26 protein-coding genes are annotated in these 21035 nt (G+C 33.5%); 10 read left to right on the top strand and 16 right to left on the bottom strand.

Going from position 1 to position 21035, the window contains the following annotated elements; all coding sequences use genetic code 11:
• The first annotated feature begins 1 nt into the window (after position 1).
• Entirely contained in the window at positions 2–997 is a 996-nt protein-coding gene (locus tag O6P34_RS12720) for a PorP/SprF family type IX secretion system membrane protein (protein ID WP_269684887.1), read from the top strand.
• A 214-nt stretch (positions 998–1211) separates the two neighbouring features.
• Entirely contained in the window at positions 1212–1619 is a 408-nt protein-coding gene (locus O6P34_RS12715) for a c-type cytochrome (protein WP_269684886.1), read from the top strand.
• Positions 1620–1758: 139 nt separating this feature from the next.
• Here O6P34_RS12715 and O6P34_RS12710 read toward each other — a convergent pair whose 3' ends face one another.
• The 6 genes from O6P34_RS12710 to O6P34_RS12685 all read right to left on the bottom strand — a co-directional run bounded on the left by O6P34_RS12710 (position 1759) and on the right by O6P34_RS12685 (position 11073).
• Positions 1759–2928, bottom strand: coding sequence for an L-lactate MFS transporter (locus O6P34_RS12710; RefSeq protein ID WP_269684885.1), 1170 nt, complete (start codon positions 2926–2928; stop codon positions 1759–1761).
• A gap of 65 nt (positions 2929–2993) precedes the next feature.
• Positions 2994–3782 (bottom strand): pyruvate formate-lyase-activating protein, encoded by a 789-nt coding sequence (gene pflA / locus O6P34_RS12705; RefSeq protein WP_269684884.1) that lies wholly within the window; start codon positions 3780–3782, stop codon positions 2994–2996.
• A 143-nt stretch (positions 3783–3925) separates the two neighbouring features.
• On the bottom strand, positions 3926–6160 hold the full coding sequence (pflB, locus tag O6P34_RS12700; protein ID WP_349293436.1) for a formate C-acetyltransferase: 2235 nt from the start codon (positions 6158–6160) through the stop codon (positions 3926–3928).
• Between the two features lie 484 nt (positions 6161–6644).
• Positions 6645–7118 carry a nuclear transport factor 2 family protein gene (locus O6P34_RS12695; RefSeq protein ID WP_269684883.1) on the bottom strand — a complete coding sequence of 158 codons (474 nt, stop codon included), beginning with the start codon at positions 7116–7118 and terminating at the stop codon, positions 6645–6647.
• Between the two features lie 232 nt (positions 7119–7350).
• Complete coding sequence (locus O6P34_RS12690; RefSeq protein ID WP_269684882.1) at positions 7351–9378, bottom strand: OmpA family protein; 2028 nt, start codon at positions 9376–9378, stop codon at positions 7351–7353.
• 3 nt (positions 9379–9381) lie between these two features.
• Positions 9382–11073: an Ig-like domain-containing protein gene (locus O6P34_RS12685; protein WP_269684881.1), complete on the bottom strand. Its 1692-nt coding sequence runs from the start codon at positions 11071–11073 to the stop codon at positions 9382–9384.
• Positions 11074–11406: 333 nt separating this feature from the next.
• Here O6P34_RS12685 and O6P34_RS12680 point away from each other — a divergent pair, with 333 nt between their 5' ends.
• From O6P34_RS12680 to arsB, 8 genes are all read left to right on the top strand, one after another.
• Entirely contained in the window at positions 11407–11712 is a 306-nt protein-coding gene (locus O6P34_RS12680) for an ArsR/SmtB family transcription factor (protein WP_269684880.1), read from the top strand.
• An 80-nt stretch (positions 11713–11792) separates the two neighbouring features.
• Entirely contained in the window at positions 11793–12029 is a 237-nt protein-coding gene (locus O6P34_RS12675) for a thioredoxin family protein (RefSeq protein WP_269684879.1), read from the top strand.
• Between the two features lie 4 nt (positions 12030–12033).
• Entirely contained in the window at positions 12034–12423 is a 390-nt protein-coding gene (locus O6P34_RS12670) for a rhodanese-like domain-containing protein (RefSeq protein ID WP_269684878.1), read from the top strand.
• 17 nt (positions 12424–12440) lie between these two features.
• Positions 12441–13415, top strand: coding sequence for a permease (locus O6P34_RS12665; protein ID WP_269684877.1), 975 nt, complete (start codon positions 12441–12443; stop codon positions 13413–13415).
• A 65-nt stretch (positions 13416–13480) separates the two neighbouring features.
• Positions 13481–13813, top strand: a complete 333-nt coding sequence (locus O6P34_RS12660; protein ID WP_269684876.1) for an ArsR/SmtB family transcription factor — start codon at positions 13481–13483, stop codon at positions 13811–13813.
• 20 nt (positions 13814–13833) lie between these two features.
• Positions 13834–14304 carry a DUF6428 family protein gene (locus O6P34_RS12655; protein WP_269684875.1) on the top strand — a complete coding sequence of 157 codons (471 nt, stop codon included), beginning with the start codon at positions 13834–13836 and terminating at the stop codon, positions 14302–14304.
• Positions 14305–14331: 27 nt separating this feature from the next.
• Complete coding sequence (locus O6P34_RS12650) at positions 14332–14964, top strand: arsenate-mycothiol transferase ArsC (RefSeq protein WP_269684874.1); 633 nt, start codon at positions 14332–14334, stop codon at positions 14962–14964.
• A gap of 2 nt (positions 14965–14966) precedes the next feature.
• Entirely contained in the window at positions 14967–16037 is a 1071-nt protein-coding gene (gene arsB / locus O6P34_RS12645) for an ACR3 family arsenite efflux transporter (RefSeq protein WP_269684873.1), read from the top strand.
• A 51-nt stretch (positions 16038–16088) separates the two neighbouring features.
• Here arsB and O6P34_RS12640 read toward each other — a convergent pair whose 3' ends face one another.
• The 10 genes from O6P34_RS12640 to O6P34_RS12595 form a co-directional block, all read right to left on the bottom strand.
• A complete protein-coding gene (locus O6P34_RS12640; RefSeq protein WP_269684872.1) occupies positions 16089–16793 on the bottom strand; it encodes a diguanylate cyclase in 705 nt (234 codons plus the stop codon).
• A 162-nt stretch (positions 16794–16955) separates the two neighbouring features.
• Positions 16956–17309: a hypothetical protein gene (locus O6P34_RS12635; RefSeq protein ID WP_269684871.1), complete on the bottom strand. Its 354-nt coding sequence runs from the start codon at positions 17307–17309 to the stop codon at positions 16956–16958.
• Between the two features lies 1 nt (position 17310).
• Positions 17311–17658 carry a hypothetical protein gene (locus tag O6P34_RS12630; RefSeq protein WP_269684870.1) on the bottom strand — a complete coding sequence of 116 codons (348 nt, stop codon included), beginning with the start codon at positions 17656–17658 and terminating at the stop codon, positions 17311–17313.
• 10 nt (positions 17659–17668) lie between these two features.
• Complete coding sequence (locus O6P34_RS12625) at positions 17669–17947, bottom strand: YtxH domain-containing protein (RefSeq protein ID WP_269684869.1); 279 nt, start codon at positions 17945–17947, stop codon at positions 17669–17671.
• Positions 17948–17969: 22 nt separating this feature from the next.
• Positions 17970–18122: a lmo0937 family membrane protein gene (locus O6P34_RS12620; RefSeq protein WP_269684868.1), complete on the bottom strand. Its 153-nt coding sequence runs from the start codon at positions 18120–18122 to the stop codon at positions 17970–17972.
• 67 nt (positions 18123–18189) lie between these two features.
• Positions 18190–18828 (bottom strand): porin family protein, encoded by a 639-nt coding sequence (locus tag O6P34_RS12615; protein WP_269684867.1) that lies wholly within the window; start codon positions 18826–18828, stop codon positions 18190–18192.
• A gap of 185 nt (positions 18829–19013) precedes the next feature.
• On the bottom strand, positions 19014–19478 hold the full coding sequence (locus tag O6P34_RS12610; RefSeq protein WP_269684866.1) for a sll1863 family stress response protein: 465 nt from the start codon (positions 19476–19478) through the stop codon (positions 19014–19016).
• 50 nt (positions 19479–19528) lie between these two features.
• Positions 19529–19714, bottom strand: coding sequence for a CsbD family protein (locus O6P34_RS12605; RefSeq protein ID WP_269684865.1), 186 nt, complete (start codon positions 19712–19714; stop codon positions 19529–19531).
• 125 nt (positions 19715–19839) lie between these two features.
• Positions 19840–20052 (bottom strand): hypothetical protein, encoded by a 213-nt coding sequence (locus O6P34_RS12600; RefSeq protein WP_269684864.1) that lies wholly within the window; start codon positions 20050–20052, stop codon positions 19840–19842.
• 58 nt (positions 20053–20110) lie between these two features.
• Complete coding sequence (locus O6P34_RS12595) at positions 20111–21019, bottom strand: MlaD family protein (protein ID WP_269684863.1); 909 nt, start codon at positions 21017–21019, stop codon at positions 20111–20113.
• Positions 21020–21035: the final 16 nt, after the last annotated feature.

Raw genomic sequence — 21035 nt, 5'->3', positions numbered from 1 at the left:
AATGAAAATTAAAGTAATAGTATATATAGTTCTGTTGAGTATTTCTTTTTCTGCTAAGGCACAAGATCCTATTTTTACTCAATATTTTATGGTGCCGGAAACCTTGAATCCTGGTTTTACAGGTTTTTTAGAAACGACTACTGCGGGAATTTTGCACAAAACCCAATGGCCGGAACTTAATTTTAGAGTTGATACTGATTTTGGATTTATAAACACTTGGTCCGAAAATGCAAACAGCGGAATAGGAATTAGTATTTTGAACCACAGAGAAAAAGTAACCAATTATAATTTTACTCAAGTTAATGTCAATTATGCGTATCGGGTTCAACTTAATGATAATTGGTTTTTTCGACCTGCAGTAGAAGTTGGTTTTGGAAATAAATCATATGGTTTTCAGAATATTATTTTAGAAGATCAAATGAATATCGATTCAGGAACTATAAATAATTCTAGTGTAGATCCGCTGTTGCTCAATGATAAAGTTAGTTTTTTTGATTTTTCTGCCGGAATGCTTTTTAACAATGAAAATGCTTGGTTTGGAGCTTCAGTAAAACATATTAATAAACCTAATATTTCATTTGCTGCCAATGGAAATGTGCCTTTAGAAACCTTCTTTTCTGTCAATGCCGGATATGAATTCTTATTGGGGGATTACATCGACATTACCTATCTTCCTTATGAAACCAGAATGCTTTTGACTTCAAATTATATGAATCAAGGACAATACAGCCGGTTTGATTTAGGAGTTGGGTTGGTTTTTAAGAAATTCTTTTTTGGAGTTACAGCAGCTACTAATCCCGGAAAAAAAGCAATCAACAGTCATTTCTTGACTTCAATAAATCCATATGGAGGGTTGCAATACGAACATTTTAAATTTGGTTATTCGTATGATTTTAATACTTCAAAAATAGGAAACACAGGAGGGATTTATGAACTTTCGGTAATTTACCAATTTGATTTAAAAGTGAAATGTTTTGGTTGTCCTAATTATTATTGATTTATATTTGAATAGAAATTACCCTCCAAATTTCACATAAAATCTAAGTTTTTCCAATTTTAAAATCTTTGAAAAAAAGATAAAAATATATTTAATAAAATTAAGTCTATATTTTTAAATATAATATAATTTATTTCGATAATACTGATAATTATCAGTATTTCTATTTAAGTAAAAACATAACTTTGAAAGACCTAACTTAATTTTTTGTACCATGGAAAATAAATATTTGTTTTTAGTTGTAGTAGCGTTACTAGCTCTTGGCAGCAATTCAAGTAATGCTCAAAGTAGTAATTGGATAGCACCTGAACATTCAAATAGTGTAAAAAACCCATTTGCAGGTAACGAAAGTGCTACTGCCGATGGTAAGAAAATTTTTGAGCAGATGTGCGTTTTATGTCATGGAGTACAAGGAAAGGGAAATGGAGCGGCAGGATTGACTTTGGAAAGAAAACCAGCAAATTTTTTAGCTTTAAAAGTGACAAAAGAAACTGATGGAGCTATTTTTTGGAAAATCACAAATGGAAAAACACCAATGGCATCCTACGAAGAATTATTGACAGAAGACCAACGGTGGAAATTAGTTAATTATATCAGAGTGTTAGGAACCAAAAAACGATAAGAGAAGTTTCGTTTTTTGTTAATTACAGTAAAAAAAACTCCACACCCGCTAGTAATGGGTATGGAGTTTTTTTGTGTATATATTCTCCTTTGTATTCAAAAAGAAGATACTTTTTATGTGTTGGTTTTTAGAGATAAAGTTAAACGGTGATTTTACGTTTCAACTCAATTCCTACTGCTATTGCAATACTGATTATAGCTGAAAATAGTAAAAAGATAGTAGCGCTATGAGTCAATGTAATCAAAATAGGACCAACAATTCCTGCTGCTGCCCAAGCTGTTAAAACATATCCCAAAACACTTCCGACTTGCTCAGTACCAAAAATATCCCTGATAAATGCCGGTATCGTTGCAAATGCACCACCATAACAGCTAATAATAACAAAAACCAATATTTGGAACAGCAATGCATTTGTTGTGAAGGCAAGAGCTGCAAAACAAATTAATTCAATAATTAAGAAAGTCATAAAGGTATTCCATCGCCCAATTTTATCTGAAATAGAAGACCAAAATAAACGTCCTAGTCCGTTGCTTAAGCCAATTAGACCTACAAATAAAATTACTTGTGAACCTTCTAAATTAGCAAATTCCTTTCCTAAAATTGCCGCTTTTGAGATAATCCCAATCCCACAAATCGTATTTAAAAACAATAATAACCAAAGGCTATAAAATCTGCTCTCTTTGAAAATAGCACTTTTTTCTGGAGTGCTGATTGTATTGGTTGCTGTTTTAGAAGCTAAAGTATTAACCGGGGATTCTAGGTATAAAGCAGCAAGTAACATGAAAATAAAATAGACAATCCCTAAAATATAAAAGGCATTGGCTACGCCAAAATTTTGTGTAAGTGGCGTAATTACTTGCGAAGCAATGATAGAACCAAAAGCAAAAGACATAATAATTAGCCCGGAAGCAAAACCAGGTTTATCCGGAAACCATTTTAGAACAGTTCCTACCGGAGTGATATAACCAAGCCCTAAGCCAATCCCACTTATAATCCCGAAGCATAAATAGAATAAAAAAATACTTTGCAAATGAATAGAAAAACCAGCGCCAATTAATCCTAAACCATAAAATAAAGCCGCTAGAATTCCCGCCTTTTTCGGCCCTATTTTTTGTACAAAACTACCCAAAAATGCTGCGGATAATCCCAAGAAACAGATAGCCAGCATAAAGGCATTTTTTAATAAGCTGATATCCCAGCCAAGTGCATTTTTTATGGGTTCTACCCAAATACTATAGGCATATACGGAACCAATTGAAAGTTGAATAGTCATGCCGGCGGCAGCCATCATATATTTATTTTTAGCCATTTTGAAGTTTTTTTAAATTATGGAATAGGTTTGGGGTGACGGTTAAACAACAGTAAAATCTCGAATTATTTAATGACTACGATATCGGGATTAAAATACTGTTTGAAAATGGTTGCTGCTTTTTCGATTTCGGCAGTAGTTGGCGCTTTAATTTCGGCAAAAGCATAATCTAATTGTAAAAGTTCCCATTTGTGTTTTCCTAGTTGATGAAATGGGATGATTTCTACTCGTTCCACCGTTTTATAATCTGTAAAATGTTGTCCCCATTCCCGCAAGTATTCTTCTTGGTCTGTCCATCCCGGAACTAATACATAGCGAAGCCACATTGGTTTTCCGGTACTTTCTCTATATTTTGCAATTTTTAAGGTAGTTTCATTTTTTAGACCTGTTAGCTTTTTGTGCCATTCTTTATTGATGTGTTTGACATCCAAAAGCAATATATCGGTTCTTTCTAAAAGAGATTTGGTTTGGGAATCTAATACGCGTCCGTTCGAATCTAAGCAGGTATTAATGCCATTTTCGTGCAAACGATCAAAAAACGGAATTAGTTTGGCGCGTTGTAAAAGAGGTTCTCCGCCAGAAACGGTTACGCCGCCTTTTTCGCCAAAATAAGTCTTTTGATGTAATGCTTTTTCAATCAATTCTTCAATGGGAATAAGAGTTCCGCCATTGATGTCTAAAGTATCCGGGTTTTGACAATATAAGCATCGGAATTGACATCCTTGTACAAAAATCACCATTCGTATTCCTGGACCATCATGGGTGCCAAAAGTTTCTAAAGAGTGAATGCGGAGAACATCAGTTTGGTTGGTGTTTAAAACTTCGTCTGGATTGGGTTGTTCTGGGAAATACATAAGGGATATGAAATGAAAACAATTTTACTTGTTTTTGGTATAAAAAAATAGCCTGTCTAAAGAATTAAAACGGTTGAAGGCTTTATTTCAGACAGGCTACTATTCGTTAAAATAAACAGAGACACTCAAGAATCAGTATTGAATTACATGTTTTCATGAAATGTTCTACTGATTACTTCTAATTGATGTGCTTTGGATAATCGTACAAAATTAACCGCATAACCTGAAACGCGAATGGTTAATTGTGGGTAATTTTCCGGATGATTGTAAGCGTCAACCAATGTTTCTCTGTTCAAGATATTGACATTTAAATGGTGCGCATCGCGACCAAAATAAGCATCAAGAGTAGTTGTTAAATTGGTAACTTGTTCTTCTCTGCTAGACCCTAATGATTTTGGAACCATAGTGAAAGTATAAGAAATACCATCCTGAGCATCATTGTATTTTAATTTACTTACAGAATTTAAGGAAGCGATTGCACCGTTTACATCTCTACCATGCATTGGGTTTGCTCCTGGTGCAAAAGATTCTCCTGCTTTACGGCCATCAGGAGTTGCACCTGTATTAGTTCCGTACATAACATTTGAAGTAATAGTAAGTAAAGAAAGAGTAGGAGTAGCATTTTTATAAGCTACATGTTTTCTTAATTCCGCGATAAAAAGACTCGTAATTTCTATAGCAATATCATCTACACGATTGTCATCGTTACCAAATTTTGGAAAATCACCTTCTATTTTGAAATCAACAGTTAAACCTTGTTCATCTCGTATTGGAGATACTTTTGCATATTTAATAGCAGATAAAGAGTCGGCAATGATAGAAATCCCGGCTGCACCATACGCAATATCAATATTTGGGTCACTGTCAATTAAAGCCATTTGTGCTCTTTCGTAATAGTATTTATCGTGCATGTAGTGAATGATATACATTGATTTTGCATATACTCGTGCTACTTCAGATAATGTGGTTTTAAAGACTTCCATTACTTTGTCATAGTCTAAAACAGCATCATTCATTTCTGGAATGTTGTTAATGACTTTAACTCCTTTTTGTTCTTCGCGACCGGCATTTAAAGCCATTAATAATGCTTTTGGTAAATTGGCACGAGCCCCAAAATGCTGAATAGTTTTTCCAATTTTTTGATAGGAAACACAACATGCAATTCCGTAATCGTCTGAACCACGGTTGGATCTCATTAAATCGTCATTTTCGTATTGAAGTGATGAAGTATCGATAGAAACTTGTGTACAGAAATCTTTAAATCCTTTTGGTAAACTTTGAGACCACAAAATAGTTAAATTCGGTTCTGGTGAGGCGCCTAAGTTATATAAGGTTTGTAAAAATCGGAAAGAGGTTTTGGTAACTTTTGTTCTTCCGTCGTTCAATTGTCCACCAATAGCTTCGGTTACCCAAGTTGGGTCTCCACCAAATATTTCATCATAAGCACCCGGACGTAAATGACGCACTAATCTCAATTTCATTACAAATTGATCGACTAATTCTTGTGCTTCTTCTTCATTTATTAAACCGGATAATAAGTCGTTTTCAATATAAATATCTAAGAAAGAAGAAACATTTCCTAGAGACATAGCGGCTCCGTCTTGTTCTTTTACAGCACTTAAGTAAGCTAGGTAAGTAAATTGAACTGCTTCAAGTGCATTTGTTGCCGGACCTGAAATATCAATGCCATAGCTTTGCGCCATGATTTTCATGTCTTGTAAGGCTTTAATCTGATCTGAAATTTCTTCGCGCAAACGAACTTTATGATCGGTCATTTCGCCTGTTGTACTTGCAAAATCAGCTTTTTTAGCGACTATAAGTCGGTCTATACCGTAAAGTGCAACACGTCTGTAATCACCAATGATTCTTCCTCTGGCATAATTATCCGGTAAACCGGTTAATACGTGTTTAGAGCGATAGTTTCTAATTTCGCTGTCGTAAGCATTAAATACGGCTTGATTGTGGTCTTTGGCATAGTTGAAAATGTCAATCACACGATCAGAAACTTTTAATCCTTTTTCGGCAACGGCAGATTCTACCAGTTTAACCCCTCCGTAAGGTTTCATGGCTCTTTTTAAAACAGCATCTGTTTGTAGTCCTACAATTACTTCATTCGCTTTATTGATGTAGCCTGGTCCAAATGAAGTGATGTTAGATATAATTTCAGTATCAATGGCTAAACATCCATTTTTGCTGCGTTCTTCCAGTAAAGCTTCTTTACAAACATTCCATAAATGGGTTGTTTTTTTTGATGGTCCAACTAAGAAGCTGGCATCTCCCTCATATGGGAAGATATTATTTAAAACAAAATCATATACATTAATAGTGTCGTTCCATATTCCAGTTTTAAACAGAACAGTTTCGGTCATATTTTCCATAACAATCTAAATTATTTATTAAATATCAGTGTAAATTATATTTTGTTTCAATTAATTTACAACTCAAATTTAAGAACTTTTCAAGTAGGAAATTGTGCCGAAAAACACTTTTCGACTATGTTTTGTTTTTTATGAAAATATGATATTTTTATAACCTGTTTTGCTGTTTTATTTTTGTTTTTGTACTTTTTTTGGAGTTAAAAGTGACGTTTTGTTAGTTTTAAAAATTAACATTTATATAAAAAAGACTACAAATAAAATAATTTACTGTCAGTTTTCATACAAATAAATATATTGTATTACAAGAAAGCATAATTTTAAAAACTGATAATTGGATAGTTTTTTTCTATTTTAGAATCAAATATTAGAGGGTATGCGGTTGAAAATGTCTTTTTTATTAGAAAAAAATCAATTTTAAGGGGGTTAAAATTATTTGTTGATTTTTTGTGTGAAAATTTCAATCGTTATAGTTGAAAGAAAATAACTACTTAATGTTTTCTTGGTATTTCTTTAAAGACAAAATTGCTTTCTCTTGTATTTTAGTCTGTAAAAAACCAGTCCATCCAAACAAAAAACCGGTAATTCCCAAGGCTTGTTTTGACCATTTCCAAATATCAAAATCATCAATATGTTTTATGATTAAACCATCCTGAAAATGAAATTGAGACGTAATGACATTTACCACAGGTCTGTTGGTTTTACTAAAATTATATGTAGCAATCCATTTTGCAGAACCTATATATTCATTCGATTCTATATCTGAAAATTCAATTTTTAGATTTCCTTTACTGTTTTCAAGAAGCATTTTCCACATTTGACTCACTTCATTTCCTTTTAATAAACCAAAAGCAGGATCACGAAATTTGATGTTGGGCGAATAACATTCGCTCATTGTAACGGCATCCGCATTTGCAAATGCAGTGTAGAATTTTTTAAGTGTATTTTCGTTTTGGTTCATATTAATAGAATGTAAACAATAAAAATAATTTTGTTAAAATTAGCAATTTAATTCTAATAATTAAAAGTAGGGTCTTTAATTTATACTTTTATTAAATAAAATAGGATTTGTTGCATTATTAGGAATTGGATGTTTCAAACTGGGAACGAATTAAAAATAAAAAAAGGACAGGGTTTTGAGTTCCTATCCTTTTTTATACTCTAAAAAGAGTGTTTTCTACTAAATGATGTTCTTATTTTGTAGCGGGAATAATGTCAATTATCACGGTACGGTTGTAAAAACGTTCTTCAGGAAATTTATTTTCAAAAGGCGATACATTTTGATCTTCTCCAAAACCATGTACTTCAAAAGTGACATCATTTCTGCCGGCATTTGATAATGCTTTTTCGATAATGTTTTTCACTTCATTGGCTCTGTCTAAAGATAAACTCATATTGTATGCTTCTTCACCAATGATATCGGTATGACCATGAATGATAACTACTCCGTTTTTAGGAATTTTTGGGGCAACAACCTCAGTCAAATATTTCTCATACATTGCAATTGCTTTTGATTTATTAAATTCAAAAATAATGCTGTATCTAAGTCCTTCTTCGGTTCCGGATGGAGTCCAAAGCACCATATGTGTAGTTGTTTCCTGTTCTACGATTTGGCCACTTTTTGTTTGTCCAATCATTTTTACTTTATAATCACCTTCAGGTCGGGTTCCCATAATATTTTTACCAGGAATACTCACTTTTTCTTGTGTGTAAGGACCAAAAGATTTTACAGCACCATCAGGATCTGTTGTTTGTAAAGACCATGAAGAATATGCTTCGTTTGAACCTGTGGTATCAAAGGTTACATAACTATCTACCGGAGCTTCCTGAACGGTAACAAATTCTAATGGTTTTAGCGGAGCATCAGGACCACTTTGAAATTCCATTAATAAATTGGGTGAGTTACTTTCGATAGAAACCCTGCGATCCCCTTCACGAAGCAATTCTAATTCTTTTGTTGCTCCTGGTTGTTCTGATGGTATACTTGGTTTGAACTGACCTCTGACAGTTATTCTGGCAGGATTTATTTCGAAAACAGTAACTAAGTAGTTTTTGATTGATTCTGCCATAAGTACACCATCTTCCGGACCTTTTTCAGAAGAACCGACCAATGTAATTGTTGTAGCAGGATTTTTTACCATACGATCTCCAAGAATGTTGATGACATTATAATAAACAGTCATTTGTCTATCGGAACGACCAGAAGGATTTACAGATGCAGTTATGCCTACTTGTTCTTCTTTGAAATTTTTTGCATCTTCTTTTCCTATTCGTTTGTAACGACTTGGAATTTCATTAGATCCAAGGTCATAAAAAACATAGTTTCGTAAAGGAAATAACTCTCTTACGTTACGTTCTCCGGCGATATTCTTAGGTGCATAAACTGAAAATTGTACTTGAGGTGTTACAGCTATTGGAGCCATAATTTCAGTTCCTTGTCCAAATTTTAAAGCAACACCAGCTCTGACGGTGGTGATGTTCCAAGTTTCTGTGGCACGTGGATTTTGACCAAAATAAGGTTGGAAAGCTACAAAAGGAGATAAAACAAATTGTGTTTTATTATTCTGTGAAGATAACGGTATGTCGTAACCTGCTCCAATTTGCATTGAAATAATCGTTTTTTCTATGTTATTAAAATCACCTTCTACATTTGGAGTTGCTTCCTGATTTGGGAAAGCCGGATTGATTCCTAGTTCATATGTAAATGATTTATCCATATTGAAAGCCAAACGTGGTCCTCCGTACAAATAAAAGTTAGATTTGAATGGTGCAAAGCGTAAACTTGGTTCTACAGTAATATAGCTTAAGTCAGTCGATAAATCTGCTGGGCAATCACATGCTGTTTTTTGTTGGTCAAAAGAACCTTTACGACTGTCATAACCCGCTTGAAGCATAAATCCCCATCTTGAATCCGGACGATGAAATTCTAAAAGTGGTGCTACAAAAAGTCCAACACCATCACCATCATGAAAAGTAACCGGAGGAGTGAAAGCCGCATTTAATTGACGGGTTGAACCCCGATAAAAATTAAAATTAGCGCCACCTGCAACTCCAAAAAACCAAGAAGGTTTCGTGTAAGTGACTGTTGGTGTTTCTTGTGCCTGAACAGGAGTTTCAATACTTAACCATGCAAAAGCAATTAGTGCTAAACTTTTGACAGTTATAGTATTATAAGGTCTTGACATGCAAGACCCTAATTTAAAATTAGTTTTAGTTTTCATTTTTTACGGCTTAGTGATTATGTTAGTATGTGTCATGACTACAGCTCCATTTCTGGCAAGCATTCTGCCTTTTGCAGTTGAGTGTGATCCCATTGTTATAGATTGTAAGGCTAAAATATTTCCTTCAAATGAGGTATAGTCTCCAATAGTTGCAGAGCTTCCTGTTTGCCAAAAAACATTTTTTGCAAGTGCTCCACCGGTAAGTTTTATATTTCCACCAGCTCCGCCTATAGTAGTAAAGGCTGATGCAACTTGGAATATCCAAACATCAGTTGCGCTGCCCGAAAGAGTTAAATCACCAGATTGTACCAAAAGTGTAGAGGTAGATTTATAAATACCGGCAACTAACGTTTTTCCGCCTTGATCGCCTGAAACAGTTATAGGTGCGCTATACGATGCACCTTCGGCAAAAAGATATGCGTTTGTAAGGTCTAATTTTGCTTGTGTCAGCATTGCGGCTATTCCTAGAGGTGCAATATCATCAGAGGCATAAATAGCACCATTTACTATAATCGCAGGTGGAAATCCTGTAATTGAAGAACGAACACCAGGACTTATTCCAACATCCATATTTCTGATTTCACTAAAGCCGGCATTGTTGCTGACTCCTACACCGGATAAAATTCCGAATCTTTCAGCTGAACCAAGATTTACAGTATTTCCAACTATGGCTGAATTAGTATTAAACTCCCAAACATAGTTATTGGCCAAAGATACACCAGCTAAATTTTTTGCTTTTGTATTAATTGTAGCCGTATAGATAGTTCCGGCTATAAGTGCAGTTGTTGGGTTAAAAGATAATGTTGTACCTGAATATGTAACTGCTCCGGGTACTATTATCGTTCCGTTTTTTAACGTAAATGAGTTTGCATTGATGGTTAACGGATCCATTGCTACACTAAAATTAGCAGTGATTGTTTTATTTAGAGCAACACCTGTAGCATTGTCTGCAGGATCAGTTGTAATTATTTTGGGAGCTGTAGTAGATCCTGTTGTAAATGTCCATGTATAATCGTTTTTCAATGGTGTTCCTTCCAGATTTTTAACGCCTTTGGTTATAACAGCAGTATAAATTGTATTGATTGCCAAAGCTGTATCAGGTGTGAAATAAGCACTGGTTCCAATGTAAGAAACGGTTCCCGCTACAGCTGTTATTCCTTGTTTTAAAGTAAAATTTGATGTGTTAATGGTAGAATGATTCATTGCCATATTAAAATTCACAGCAACAATTTTATTCAGGAATACATTGGTCGCATTGTTAGTAGGATCAGTGGTGGCTACCATCGGGGTAATCGTTGAACCAGTACTAAAAGTCCAAGTATAATCAGCTTGTAAAGCGTTTCCCATTATATCTTTAACCAATGTTTTAATTGTACCTGTATATGTTGTATTTGGCAAAAGCGGATTTGTTGGAGTAAACAAAGCAGTTGATCCGCTAAAGGAAACTGTCCCTGCAACTAAAGTAGATCCTTGCAAAATAAAAGAAGATTGATTGAAAGTTGTTGCATTCATCTCTTCATTGAAGACTACCGAAATAGCTTGGTCTAGAGGAACATTAATAGTACCATTGTCAGGATTTGTGACTACCACAGTTGGACAAACGGCATCGATTTGTTCGAAATCATCCTTTGCACAACCGGAAACGAATGCAATAAATAGTATTGCAAAAGAGAACAGAAATTTTTTAGCTTTCATTTTGTTAGATTTTGAGGGTTAATTTATTTTAATAGGACAAAGGTGGTTCGGTTAATGTGCTTTTGTGTTATACAATTTTTAAGGAGAGTTGTATTATTCACATATTTTGTTGTATTTAATCGATATAAAAGTTTAATTGTAAGTGAATTGTTAGTAATGAAGTAATTTTTTGAATATCGCTTGGAACTTCTGTGTGACTTTGGATTAAAAAAGGGGAAATAATTTTCGGGATGATGGATTTTTGAAAGCAGTATTAAAATAAATTCTAACAGGCGCAGACTATTTTATGTTCTTAATCGTTCGTATATTTGCGAATAATAAAAAGACAAACGTATGACTGTGAGCGCAAAACCAACTTACTTTACCAAAGACCAAGAGCAAACGGCACGATTCGCAAAAGCATTGGGGCACCCGGTCCGAATTGCTATACTTCAATTATTAAACTCACAAACCTGTTGTTTTCATGGCGATATGGCGCAAGAACTTCCTATTGCAAAATCTACTTTGTCTCAGCATTTAAACGAATTAAAAGATGCCGGTTTAATTCAGGGGAATATCACGCCACCAACAGTTAAGTATTGTATTAATAAAGAAAATTGGCAATTAGCCAAAATGCTTTTAAACGATATTTTGAAATAAGTTTATGATTTTTTTATTTGTTATTGGTACGCTGTTTATTTATTAGTTCGTAAATTTACGAATAGAAAAATAGCTTAAAAATGAAAACAATTAAAGTACTCGGACCTGGCTGTGCTAAGTGTAAAACAACATTTAATAACGTTCAAGAAGCTGTAAAACAGTTGGGAATTGAAGCGGAAATTATCAAAATTGAAGATATCGAAGAAATGATGAAATACAACATCTTGACAACTCCAGTTTTGATGATTGATGATGTGATCAAAGTAAAAGGCAGAATTGCTCAAACTGACGAAATTAAAACATTTTTAAAAGAATAAAACAATGGAAAATCAAAGATTAGTAAAAGAAATTTGCCCAACAACAACTCAGGATTGGGTAAAGAATGGCGCTCTCTTAGTAGATGTTCGTGAAGCTGATGAAGTAGCACAATTAGCTTATGATGTGCCTAATATCATTAATATTCCGTTAACTGTTTTTGAAGAAAATTTTACAAAAATTCCAAAAGACAGGGACGTAGTATTAGTATGTAAATCCGGTGCTAGAAGTCTAAGAGCTGCAGGATTCTTGGTTAATCACGGTTACGATAAAGTCGTTAATATGAAACATGGAATGATTCGTTGGGTTCAAAAAGGATTTCCTACAATAGGAGATACATCTTCCGTTATGGGAAATGGCGGTACTTCCTGTTGCTCAGGTTCAAGTTGCTGTTAATTTAATTCAATTGCGTTATGTTTGACTGGGTTCAAAGTTTTGCAGACTGGCTGATATATTCCGTGTTTCAAATAGCAAGGGGAACAAAACTGGGTGATGCCTTGAACTTTTTTGTATTCGACAGTATTAAAATCTTTATTTTACTTTTTTTTATCACGATTTTAATGGGGATAATCAATTCTTATTTTCCTATCGAAAAAGTTCGTGATGCACTCCAAAAAAGGAAATGGTATGGGTTGGATTATTTCATTGCCTCATTCTTCGGGACAATAACTCCTTTTTGTTCCTGTTCCTCAGTTCCGCTATTCATTGGTTTTGTTCAAGGAGGAATTCCCTTGGGAGTAACTTTTGCTTTTTTAATTTCTTCTCCCTTGGTCGATGCTGTAACTGTTGCCATGTTCATAGGAATGTTTGGTTTCAAAACGACTATTATTTATGTGGGTAGCGGAATCGTACTTTCTATGATAGCCGGTTTTATTTTAGGCAAACTGAAATTAGAACATTTATTGACCGATTGGGTAAAAAATATCATTAAGAACAAACAAGAAGCGTTGAGTTTTGAGGAAGAAAAAAGATCATTTCAACAAAGAATCCCTGATATTTTCAAGGAAGCTATCGGAATAATAAAAGGAGTTGCGCCTTACATTATCATAGGAGTAGCCATTGGCGGATTAATGCACGGATACATACCAACCGGTTTTTTTGAAAAATACATCACCAAAGACAATCCGTTTGCGGTTCCTATTGCGGTCTTAGTAGGGATTCCCATGTATAGTAATACCTCAGGAATTTTGCCCATCATGCAAGTATTGGTAGAGAAGGGGATTCCGTTAGGGACTGTTATTGCTTTTTCGATGGCGGTTGTAGCCTTATCTATTCCGGAAGGATTGTTGCTCAAAAAAATTATGACAACAAAAATGTTGGCTATTTTTTTTGCGGTAGTTACGGTTTGTATCATTTTTTCAGGTTATATTTTTAATCTTATTTTATAAAAAATACTATTTAAATTTTGTTTTGATTTAGTTATATCGTAATATTGCAATATAAATATATTACTATGGGTGCAACAAAAACAGATCACTTTACAGACCAGCAAAATGAACTGGCTATTTTGGCCAAAGCATTAGGACATCCGGCGCGTATTGCTATTATCGAATACTTACTCAAAGTAGAAACCTGCATTTGCGGTGATATTGTGAATGAATTGCCTTTGGCGCAGCCCACAGTTTCACAACATTTAAAAGAATTAAAAAATGCCGGTTTAATCAAAGGAAACTTCGAAGGAGCCAGTATTTGTTATTGTATCAGCGAATCAGGTTTTGAAAAAATAAAAGGCTTTTTTCAACACATTACGACTCATTTAGAGAAAAAGAAAAACGAATGTTGTTAAATTTTTAAATTGAAATTGATATGAAACTTTCACAAATTAAATCCATTTTAAAAACAGCCGAAGCGGTGAACTTTACTTTACCAAACGGCACTTCTGTACCAGAACATTTTCATGTTACCGAAGTAGGTTTAATTACCAAAAACTTTATTGATTGTGGCGGAACTGTTCGTAAAGAAACCGTTGTTAATTTCCAATTGTGGGATGCCAATGATTTTGAACACCGCTTGAAACCTCAAAAATTATTGAATATCATCGAATTATCTGAAAAAGTTTTAGGCATTGGTGATTTCGAAATTGAAGTAGAATACCAAGACACGACGATTGGAAAATATGATTTAGATTTTGATGGAAATGATTTTGTTTTGCTGAACAAAAAAACAGCTTGTCTGGCCCAGGACCAATGTGGGATTCCATCTCAAAAACCTAAAATCCGATTATCGGATAGGAACAATGAACAAAGTTGTTGTACTCCAGGAGGAGGCTGCTGCTAATTTAATACGATAAGCATTTAAAAAAATATGACATTGACTAAAAACATCTTATTTCCGGAAATTGAACAAATAGTTCGCACTTTTAATTTAGAAAGTATAACAGCAGAACGTAAAATCACTTTGCAACCACTTATAGATTTTATTCAGGCTAAAGCAAGTAACCAACAAGAAATCAGGCTTAACTTGATTTGTACACACAATTCCAGACGAAGTCATTTGTCTCAAGTTTGGGCACAAACAGCAGCGGCATATTATGGCATAAAAAATGTTTTTTGTTATTCGGGTGGGACAGAAGCAACGGCTTTATTTCCGATGGCAGCGCAAACATTAGTGAAATCCGGATTTAAAATTAAAACTATTTCCGAGGGTAAAAACCCTGTTTACAGCATAAAATATGCAGCAAACGAACATCCGGTTATAGGTTTTTCTAAAACGTATGATGATGATTTTAATCCACAAAGTGCTTTTGCAGCTATATTGACGTGTTCGCAAGCCGATGGCGGTTGTCCGTTTATTCCGGGAGCCGAAAAACGCATTCCGATTACTTTTGAAGATCCAAAAGCATTCGATAATACGCCGCAACAAGCCGAAAAATATGAAGAACGCAGTTTGCAAATTGCCACCGAATTATTTTATGTTTTCTCACAAATTAATCAATAAGCATGTCAGCAAATAATTGTACTCCGGTTGTAGCCAGAAAAAAATTAAGTTTTCTCGATAGTTATTTAACCCTTTGGATATTTTTGGCAATGGCTATTGGCGTGGCAGTTGGCTATTTTATTCCGTCGAGCAGTGGTTTTATCAATTCCTTTTCGAGCGGAACCACGAATATTCCTTTGGCCATCGGATTAATTTTGATGATGTATCCGCCATTAGCGAAAGTGAAATACGAACAAATGGGCGAGGTGTTCAAAAACACAAAAGTATTAGGTGCTTCCCTGTTTCTGAATTGGATTATAGGTCCTGTTTTAATGTTTTCTTTAGCCTTACTTTTTCTAAACGGATATCCGGAATATATGATTGGAGTAATCCTCATTGGTCTGGCGCGTTGTATTGCAATGGTTGTGGTATGGAACGATTTAGCCGATGGAAACCGAGAATATGCAGCGGGTTTGATTGCTTTAAACAGTATTTTTCAAGTATTATTATACAGTGTTTATGCTTATGTTTTCATCACAATTTTGCCTCCTTATTTTGGATATACCGGTTTTGAAGTAAACATCAGTATTGGTCAAATTGCCGAAAGTGTGGGGATTTATTTAGGGATTCCTTTCGCTTTGGGAATTATCAGTCGTTATGTGTTAATAGCGGCTAAAGGAGTGGATTGGTTTGAAACTAAATATGTGCCTTTTATTTCACCAATAACATTGATTTCATTATTGTTTACCATTGTATTAATGTTCAGTTTAAAAGGCGAATTAATTGTACAAATCCCAATGGATGTAGTTCGTATTGCTATTCCGTTAGTGATTTATTTTGCCATAATGTTTGTGGTTAGTTTCTTTATCGGGAAGTATTTTGGTGCGGATTATTCTAAATCTACTGCCATTGCATTTACGGCAACGGGCAATAATTTTGAATTAGCCATAGCGGTAGCTATTGGTGTTTTTGGTATCAACAGCGGACAAGCATTTGCAGGTGTAATAGGACCTTTAGTTGAAGTTCCAGCCTTAATCGCATTAGTAAACGTAGCTTTTTGGTTCAGAAAAAAGTACTATGCTAAACTGGTATAAAAATAAAGGCTGTATAAATAGTGAATTATGTTCACTTTATACAGCCTTTTTTTATAAATCAGTCGGTTTTATAAAATTTTTATTTCTTCCTTTTTGTTCTAGATCAAAAATAACTAAGGTCAATTCTTTTGTAAATATATCAAGTGATATTGCGGACTGTTTGATGTAATCCACAAATTGTTTATGTTCTTCAGGTGAATTAGTAGCATGATCCAAAAGATTGGAAATTCCAAGAATATTAGCAATATCTAATCGTACTTTGTGAGAAGTCATGAACATCATTTTTTCAAGTCCCAATATGTACTCTTTGTGATATTCTTCTGCCTTTTTTAATTCAGTATTGGCAGCAATTAGTTCTTCTGTACGTTTTTCATTTTCTTGATTCTGATAGGCCAATTCTTTATTCGCAATGACTAATTCGGCCGCTCTTTTTTCTTTTTCTTTATTTTGAAAAGTAAGTTCTTTATTAGCAATCACTAATTCAGCTGCTCTTTTTCCTTTTTCTTTATTTTGAAAAGTAAGCTCTTTATTAGCAATCACTAATTCGGCTGCTCTTTTTCCTTTTTCTTTATTTTGAAAAGTAAGCTCTTTATTAGCAATTATTAATTCGGCTGCTCTTTTTCCTTTTTCTTTGTTTTGAAAGGCTAATTCTTCATTGGCAATTACTAATTCAGCAGCACTTTTTTCTCTCTCTTCATTTTGAAAAGAAAGATTTTTATCTCTGTTGACTAAGTTGTTGTTTTTTGTATTTACCATGATAATGCTATTCAAAATTAATAAGAGCTTTAAGTTTAGAGGAAATAATTGATTTATTTCAAATTTATCATTTGTATAAAGCACATAAAATAAATAGTCTGATGATTTGTGAAAGAATAAAATATGGGGGCAATTATAGTATTCTAATACACATTTCTGAATCTATTCTTCTATTTCCTTTGATTGAAATGGATTGGATTGTTTGGCAATAACATTAGTTATTACAAACTGCAATACAGTACCTAAAATTCTTTTTATAGGATTATGGGATCCTCCCAATAGTACTTTTTTCGACAAATAACCGGTAGCTAATCCGATTACATTACTGGCAACATTACTTTTTAAATCCGGTACTGAAGTCATATCTATAATAGCATTTTTTAAGATATTTACAGGTTTTAGACTGTCATATGTTAATTCAAATTGCAGTTTTAGATTATTAAAATCTTCTTTTTGTTTGAATTTTAAAATCGTTATGGCTTCATTCAGCAAATCGGTTTGGTTTAACTTTTTCATCCTATTTATTATTTAGCATTTTATGGATAATAAAATTACTGACAGGCATTTTAATCCATACTCTTTTATAGCTGTATAAAAGAATGGCAAATATCAAATGGCAACCGGATACAATAAAGAAACCATAATAGGTTTTATCAAGCAGTTCTCCCAACCACAAGGAAATTCCAATGTTTATTAATAAGGAAAACAAGGCAACAACAACACCGACTGCCATTTGAGAAAGGAGAGAAGATAGCACATCAGCTGATTTGTCTACTACAGTCAGTTTCGTTAATTCAGCAGTTGTTCTAGCATAATCTTCTGCTTTTTCAAAAAGCAATTCTATTGTTGAAGCTTTAGTTTCCATATCTTAAAAATTAACGATTTGCATTTTTAATTTCATTTTTTGCTGTATCGAATTTCTCTTTTTCTTCGGCAATTAAATTTTCACCTTGTTGCCAAATTTTTTCATACTTTTTAGTAATTGTTCCTAATACAGTATCAAATTTATCTTTTAAATCATCCGCATAATCGTTGCCTTTATCCATGATTTTTCTTCTTGTTTTGGTTCCTTTTTCAGGAGCGAATAATATTCCTAACATTGCTCCAGCTGCGATACCACCCAAAATTCCTAAAACTACTTTATCTGTTTTCATAATTATTTATATTTAACTGTTTTTATATTCTTTTTCCTTGAATAAGTCTTAATATCACTGCGATTACTGCAATGACAAGCAGTATGTGTATGATTGATCCTGCACTGTAAGCAAAGAATCCGATGGCCCAAAATATGATTAAAATTACGGCTAGTGTATAAAGTAAATTGCTCATGATTGTTGTTTTTTAGTGATTAATTTTTTGTGTACTGTTTAAAAAAAATGGAAATAATTTGTTCTGTCTAAAGTGCAAAACTTACATAAACATTCATTACGCTGTTTTTAGCATCCGGAAACGTATAATTTGTTCCTGCGTAAGTTCTTTCTTTACCTACTGTGGTCAAACCATAGTTGTAACGAACTCCAAGACTCATTGATTTTATATCGATACCAATACCTGCTGCCAGACCGGCATCAATTTTATTGAAATCATTAGTGTCTAAATTATTTTCAAAATCAAACGTTGATCCATTAGATTCATTTGTGGTTTTACCACTAACTAAATAAGAAGCATAGGGACCCACTTGAAAATTGAAATTCTCTGTTAGATTTACAACCAACAAAACAGGAATTTCAATATAATTTAATTTGAAACGACCAGTTCCATCTACAAAAGCGTTATTGTAAATTACTTCGGCTCCTTTAGTGGTATAATACAATTCCGGTTGAATGGCAATTGAATTTGTGATAGGCAATTTGGCAAAAACACCAACATTAAAACCAGTTAATACATTATTGTCATCTACGTCTTCGGTGTAGAGATTAGAAAAGTTTACACCACCTTTTATACCAAATTTAGCAGCATTTTCTTGTGCTTTAATTCCCGTAAATGCGAAGCAAATTAGCAGTGAAGCATAAATTAGATTTTTAGATTTTTTCATTTTTTTTAGTTTTAATTTTATGTTCGTTTGTTATTTTACAAAGGTGGGAACGATGCTAACTAAAACTGTTACACAACTTTGGGGAAAAGTTATAACATTCACACTTTGCTGTTCAAATTCTATTGTATGAAAATTTAAGGCATAAAAAAAGGCGAGTATCATACTCGCCTTTAGGTTTTGTTCCGTTACTTTTTGTTATTCACGGTCAGATCTTTCAGGGATTTTCCCAGTTCATTCATATCGTATTTGAATTCTCGTTTAAAAGATTCCCAATCAGCACTGGTATCATTTTTATACGAATCCATTCTCATTTTAAGTTCTTTATTTTTTTGCTCTAATGCATCAATATTTTTTTCATATAAAGCGTCAATAGACTTTCCTGTGTTTTTCATTTTAACTTTCAATTCAGCAATTCGAGTTTCGTTTACTGCAATTGCAGCATTCGTTTCGTCCTTGAAAGCTTGCCATTCTTCTGCAGTCGCAGCTCTTTTAGCTTCTACCAAATCTTCTTTGGCTTCTTGAACTTCTTCTTTAGCATCTTGTAAATTTTCTTGAGCATTTTCTTCTTCTTTGGTTGAAGGTTTACAACTTGTTACTACAGTTCCAAACATAAATGCGGTAAGTCCTAATGTTAAAAGTGTTTTTTTCATTTGAATGATTTTATAGATTAAAAATTAGTTTTTTGAAGCGGGAATACAATCTAAAGTTCTTCTAGAATTTTATGCAATTCTTCTTTAGTTTTACCCAGTTTGATTTGTAATTTACCCATCATTTCTTCTTTTTTTCCTTCTACTAACAGTAAATCATCGTCAGTTAAAGCAGCAAATTTTTGTTTTAATTTTCCTTTTTGCTCGTCCCATTTTCCTTTTAATTCTGTAGTATTCATCTTTTTATATTTTAATATGAAATAGTTTTTACTTTACAAAGTTCAATTGTTTTTGCTTAGAATATGTTACATAACTTTTGATAAATATTATATCATTTACTGTTTGTCAATGTTCCGATTCCTTTTTAATTTTTATCGTGATTAGGCGCGTATTTATTTAATAATGCAAGTAATGAGTTGTAATATTCCTGCAGGTTTTTGATATTTATTTCAGGGGTTTTTACATCTGGAACTGTAACGGGCATTTCTGCCAGGTATTTTGATAATTCAGGATATTGGTTTTGGATTTTCATCGTAATTTTCAGAATTGCATCCTCTATTTCTTTTTCGGTTTTCATAATAATTTAGGATTAATAACGGTTAAACGAATCATTTTTTTTAATTAAAAGACAGGTTTTATGGCTGTGCTTCTTTTTTTATTGTTGCCTTTTTTTCTTCTTCTTCATTGAATTTTAAATCAGTTTTCATTTCTGATTCTTCTTGATTATCCAGTTCATCTTGTTTTTTCTCTTCAGCTTTTTTCTTTTTATTGAAATAGCCTCTTAATAGAAAATTATGTTTGGCGGCTTCGATAACTTCATTGAGTCCATCGGTTCCTGTTTTGACATTGGTAAGAGTAGAATCAATCATTTTGCCCATTTTTTCATCGGTCACTAATTTAGACAAGGCGCCTTTTCCATTGTTCATTTTGTTGGTAAAATGTGCAAATTCATTCGAACTGTTTTCTAAATTGCTTAGGGTATTTTTTAAACTTTTTGCAAATTCTTCATCCGAAATCAATTTAGAAAGCGTACCGTTTCCATGATTCATTTTATAACTGAACTCTGCAATTTGTCCCGTAATTATACTGGCATTATCGACACTTTTCTTGATGCTCACCATAACATCTTCCATGTCTATTGGTGCTTTTGAGGCTATTTGATCATTATCTTTTACGGTATTTCTGGAATTAATTCCAGGTGAAATAGTAAGTACTTTATCACCCATTAATCCGTCTGATCCTATGCTGGCTGTAGCATCGGTTTTAATAAATTGTTGCACATCGTCTTTTATTAATAAATTTACGACTACAGAAGAATCGGTAATTAATTCGATTTCACTAACCGTTCCCACATTTATTCCCGAAAAACGCACATTGTTTCCAACTTCTAATCCGCTTACATTTTTGAAATTAGATTTCAATCGGAACGTGGAACCAAACAGGTTTTTCTGCATCCCGACATAATAAATCGTGAAAGCAAAAAGTACTAATCCAATGAGTACAAACATTCCTAATTTCCAGGTATAACCAGATTCTTTATCCATGATTTTATGTTTTTGT

Source organism: Flavobacterium lacustre (assembly GCF_027474525.2).
In the GTDB taxonomy this organism is placed as follows: Bacteria; Bacteroidota; Bacteroidia; order Flavobacteriales; family Flavobacteriaceae; genus Flavobacterium; species Flavobacterium lacustre.
Note: the sequence above shows the minus strand (reverse complement) of the source record. Positions and strands in the feature narration are given on the sequence as shown.